Here is a 3,901-nt window from a genome sequence, read left to right as displayed (position 1 = left end):
CACCGTTTCCAGAACTTCGTTGCCGGTGTGGCCGAGCGGCTTGAGGATCGCGCCGAATAGCTGGGAGAGGAACGCGCCCTTGCCGTAAGGAAGGGTGCCGTTGTTGACCGCGGACCCGCGAACCAGCACGTAGGTCCAGATCACGTTGAAGATCATGAACAGGATCAGCCACGCCCCGCCGCTGTGTGAGCCGTAGAACCGTGAGGAACGTCCGATCTCCCGTGGGCTGCGCGTGAGACGGATGATCGCGAAGGTGGCGATGCCCAGGAATACGGCGGTCGCGAAGAAGTCCTGTAGGAAGCCCAGCGCGTCCCAGCGCCCGATGATCGGGATGTGAAAGTTCGGCTGGAACAGCAATCCGTAGGCCTCGATGTAGACCGTGAGCAGGATGATGAAGCCCCACATCGTGAAGAAGTGCGCCACACCGGGGATCGACCATTTCAGCAGCTTGCGTTGGCCAAGCACCTCGGTGATCTGCGTCCACACCCGCGTGCCGATGTCGTCGGTGCGACCGCTGACCTGTTGGCCCGAGAGCGTGAGTTTGACCAGCCAACCCACGCGGCGCAGGGCGAACACGCCGACGATGGCGGTCATGCCTAAGCCCACTACCAGTCTGATCAGCGTCTGCGTCTGCACGGAGCGTCTCCCCAATTCTGCTTGCTACTGAGCGGTAACTAAGTCCATGTTACTAGCGGGTAACTTAGCTACCGCACCTGCTCAAGCTGCGTAGGCCTGCTCATAGTGACATCTTTGCGGGGTTGACCGCGACGAAGGCTGCCCTAACCTTGCTGCGCAACCAGGGTGCCCGGACGGCTAGGGGGTCAGCCCCGGGACGTTGATCGGGGGTAATCCGGGTATCTGCGGCACGTTGCCGTTCCACCAGTGGTGATGACGACGTTGCTGCGGCGTCCACTGTTGGGTGCTCTCCGGCGGTATGAGCTCCGGTGTCGTCGTCTCGGGCGGCGTAGGAACAATGGTGGTCGGCAGGGTCGACGACGGCGCGGTTGTCCGGGCCGGGGTGCTTGACGACGGTCTAGTGGTCGACGGCCGCGTAGTGACTGGTGGGCCGCCGCCGTTGCCGGTGGCCAGGATGACCAGGCCGTAGATGATCGTGGCGATCAGCAGCAGCACCGTAAGGCCCCACAGCGCCAGTACCCACGGTTTGAGGAACCAGGGCCGGGGTGTCTCGTCGGTACTGAACGACTCGCCACGGCTCCCGCCGAGGCTCAAGTCGCGCGTTGAGTAACCGTCGACGTCGAATGGTGGTCCGCTGCCCCCCACGTAGTCAGATCCTACCGATGGGCGCCGTTACGGCATACCGCCGTCTTAGAAGTGATGGTGATGATGGTGCCCGTCGTCGATGCTCGTGCTGGGCGGTGCGGTGGTGGCGGGCGCCGTTGTCGTCGGTGTGGTGGTCAGCGTGGACGTCGGAGCGGGAGCGGCAGGCTCAGTGGTCGTTGCGCTGCTGGAGGACGGCGTGGTCGTCGCCGGCGTGGTCGTGGTCGTAGTGACCGCTGGTGTCGTCGACGAGGTCGCGGGGGAGGTGGAGCCGCTGCCGCCTTTGGTCAGCTCGACGATTCCAAAGATCACCAATGCGATCAGGATCGCGGCCACCGCGCCCAAACCGATCAGAACGGCGGGCTTGCGATGCCACGGCGTGGACCCGGGTTCGGGGTGCTGTTGCCCGTCGTCACCGTAGTCCCCGTAGCTGTACTGGCCGGTCGGCGCTTCGCTTGGGTCGTCTGGAGGTCCGTAACCGGTCACGGGCGCCGATCCTAGCGGTGCACGCTGGCGGCTTCGCCACCGAGCCCGGAGCGACCGCGCCTCAAAAACCGGGCGGCAGGGTAATCACGGTGTGCGGCAACGTGATCGTCGACGGGATGTGTGGGAGATGGTGGTGATGCCGCGGCGGTTCGGCAGGAGGCGGGGACCCGGCGGGTGGCGGGGAGTTGCCCTCCGGCGGCTGCTCCTCTTCGGGTGTCGAAGACGGCGGTGGTGGCGGAGTGGTGGTCGTCGTGGACGGGGTGGGTGTCGATGATCGCGTGGGTGTCGACGACCGCGTGGGAGTCGTTGACGGCGTGGTTGTGGACGGACCGCCGCCGCTGCCGTGGGAGAGCTGAATGAGCCCGTAGATGATCAGGACAACCAGGATCGCGACCATCGTGGCCCAGACGGCCAGCAACAACCGATTCCGATACCAGGGAGCCGGCGGTGATTCCGGTTCGGGTGACTCGGAGTAATCCGGGTTGTCGTCGGAATCCGGCGGCTGCATGTCGTCCGCGCTGTAACTGGCCATCCGAGTCGGCCGATTGCTCGGGTCGTCGGGAGGCCCATGAAGACCGCCGCCTGTCACGCCCCGATGCTACTGACATCCGGCGGACGAGTCGGTTTGCAGCGCCGTCAGAGCTGGCGATTCACCTCGTCGGCGAAAAGTTGCAGGTGCTCGAGGTCGGACAGGTCCAGCAGTTGCAGATATACCCGCTGCACGCCGATGTCCGCGAATGGTCCGAGCTGTTCCACAATCTCGTTCGGTGTGCCCACCAGCGGCGAATTGGACCGCAGCTCGTCGAGCTCGCGCCCGATGGCGGCGGCGCGGCGGCCGATCTCCGCGTCGTCACGTCCGGCACACACCACAAATGCCGCGGAATACGTCATCGAGTCGGTGGGCCGGCCGACGGCATCGACCGCTTGGTGGACCCGCTCGAGTTGGGTTTTGATGGTGTCCAACGAGGCGAACGGCACGTTGAACTCGTCGGCGAACGTCGCGGCCAGCGATGGCGTCCGGTTGGCGCCCATCCCGCCGATGATGATCGGCGGATGGGGCCGCTGCACTGGCTTCGGCAGAGCGGGCGAGTCGTTGACCGCGTAATGAGCGCCGGCATAGTCGAACGTCTCTCCGACCGGGGAGGTCCACAGCCCGGTGATCAATTCGAGCTGTTCGGTGAGCCGGGCGAATCGCTCGCGCAGCGGTGGGAACGGGATGGCATAGGCCGTATGCTCCCGCTCGAACCAGCCGGTACCGATTCCGAATTCGACTCGCCCGCCGCTCATCTCGTCGACCTGGGCGACGGAAATGGCCAACGGGCCAGGATGGCGGAATGTTGCCGACGTGACCAGCGTGCCCAACCGGATCGATGACGTCTCGCGGGCGATGCCGCCCAGCGTCACCCAGGAGTCCGTCGGCCCGGGCAGTCCATCGCCGCTCATCGCCACATAGTGGTCGGAGCGGAAGAACGCGGAAAATCCCAACGATTCGGCGGTCTGTGCGACGGCAAGCTGGTCGGAGTAACTGGCGCCCTGCTGCGGTTCAACGAACACCCGAAAGTCCACGAGCGCCAGCCTATGCCGGACTACCGGGTGGCTTGAAGGTGTCGACCTTCTCGACGCTGACGAGACTACTTGGGCGTTTGCATCCTCAAGCTGCGTTGGTTGCTCGACAAACACCCCGGTCAGAACGTTGGACGTCGTGGTTGGTTCAAGTTGCGGCAAGCTCTGCTGCCGACTGACTGCGGACTGGTTGATTTGGCGCATGCTGGCTGGCTAGTGGTGACACGATGTTGGCGTGAGCGATGCTCATGACTGCAGCAGGGCCATATTCACGGCGACGACATGACCGCAACAGAGTTCCGGTGCGGGTCGAGTGGCATCGAGGAGTACAAGCAAGGGACGGTGCCATCTGTGCGAAAAGCAATTGCTGTTGGAATTGTCTTGCTTGCCCTCGCGGCGGCTTCCTCGTGTGGCTATGCAGCGCACACAGCGGTGAGGGACCGCGTGCAGGCAACGCCGGCGGCAGTTACGGTTCCCGCGCCGACGCCGACGCGACATTCGGCGCCTGCGCCTGCGCCTGCGTCGCCGGCGCCCGATGCGGCTCCGGCACCGGACTTCGCAACGGTCTCCAAGC

4 protein-coding genes and 1 pseudogene are annotated in these 3,901 nt (G+C 65.0%); all 5 read right to left on the bottom strand.

Annotation, left to right across the window (positions count from 1 at the left end):
- A pseudogene (locus VNW74_RS20730) lies at positions 1-636 on the bottom strand (FeS-binding protein); the annotation flags it as partial.
- A 177-nt stretch (positions 637-813) separates the two neighbouring features.
- Positions 814-1,281 (bottom strand): hypothetical protein, encoded by a 468-nt coding sequence (locus VNW74_RS20725; protein WP_325680247.1) that lies wholly within the window; start codon positions 1,279-1,281, stop codon positions 814-816.
- A gap of 45 nt (positions 1,282-1,326) precedes the next feature.
- The gene (locus VNW74_RS20720) at positions 1,327-1,764 is read right to left on the bottom strand and encodes a hypothetical protein (protein WP_325680245.1); all 438 of its coding nucleotides are present in this window, start codon (positions 1,762-1,764) and stop codon (positions 1,327-1,329) included.
- A 61-nt stretch (positions 1,765-1,825) separates the two neighbouring features.
- On the bottom strand, positions 1,826-2,353 hold the full coding sequence (locus tag VNW74_RS20715) for a hypothetical protein (RefSeq protein WP_325680243.1): 528 nt from the start codon (positions 2,351-2,353) through the stop codon (positions 1,826-1,828).
- 47 nt (positions 2,354-2,400) lie between these two features.
- Positions 2,401-3,330, bottom strand: a complete 930-nt coding sequence (locus VNW74_RS20710; protein ID WP_325680241.1) for an LLM class F420-dependent oxidoreductase — start codon at positions 3,328-3,330, stop codon at positions 2,401-2,403.
- Positions 3,331-3,901: the final 571 nt, after the last annotated feature.

Origin of the sequence: Mycobacterium sp. (genome assembly GCF_035570115.1) — a bacterium.
Taxonomy (GTDB): domain Bacteria; phylum Actinomycetota; class Actinomycetes; order Mycobacteriales; family Mycobacteriaceae; genus Mycobacterium.
This window is presented reverse-complemented; position numbering and strand designations above follow the sequence as displayed.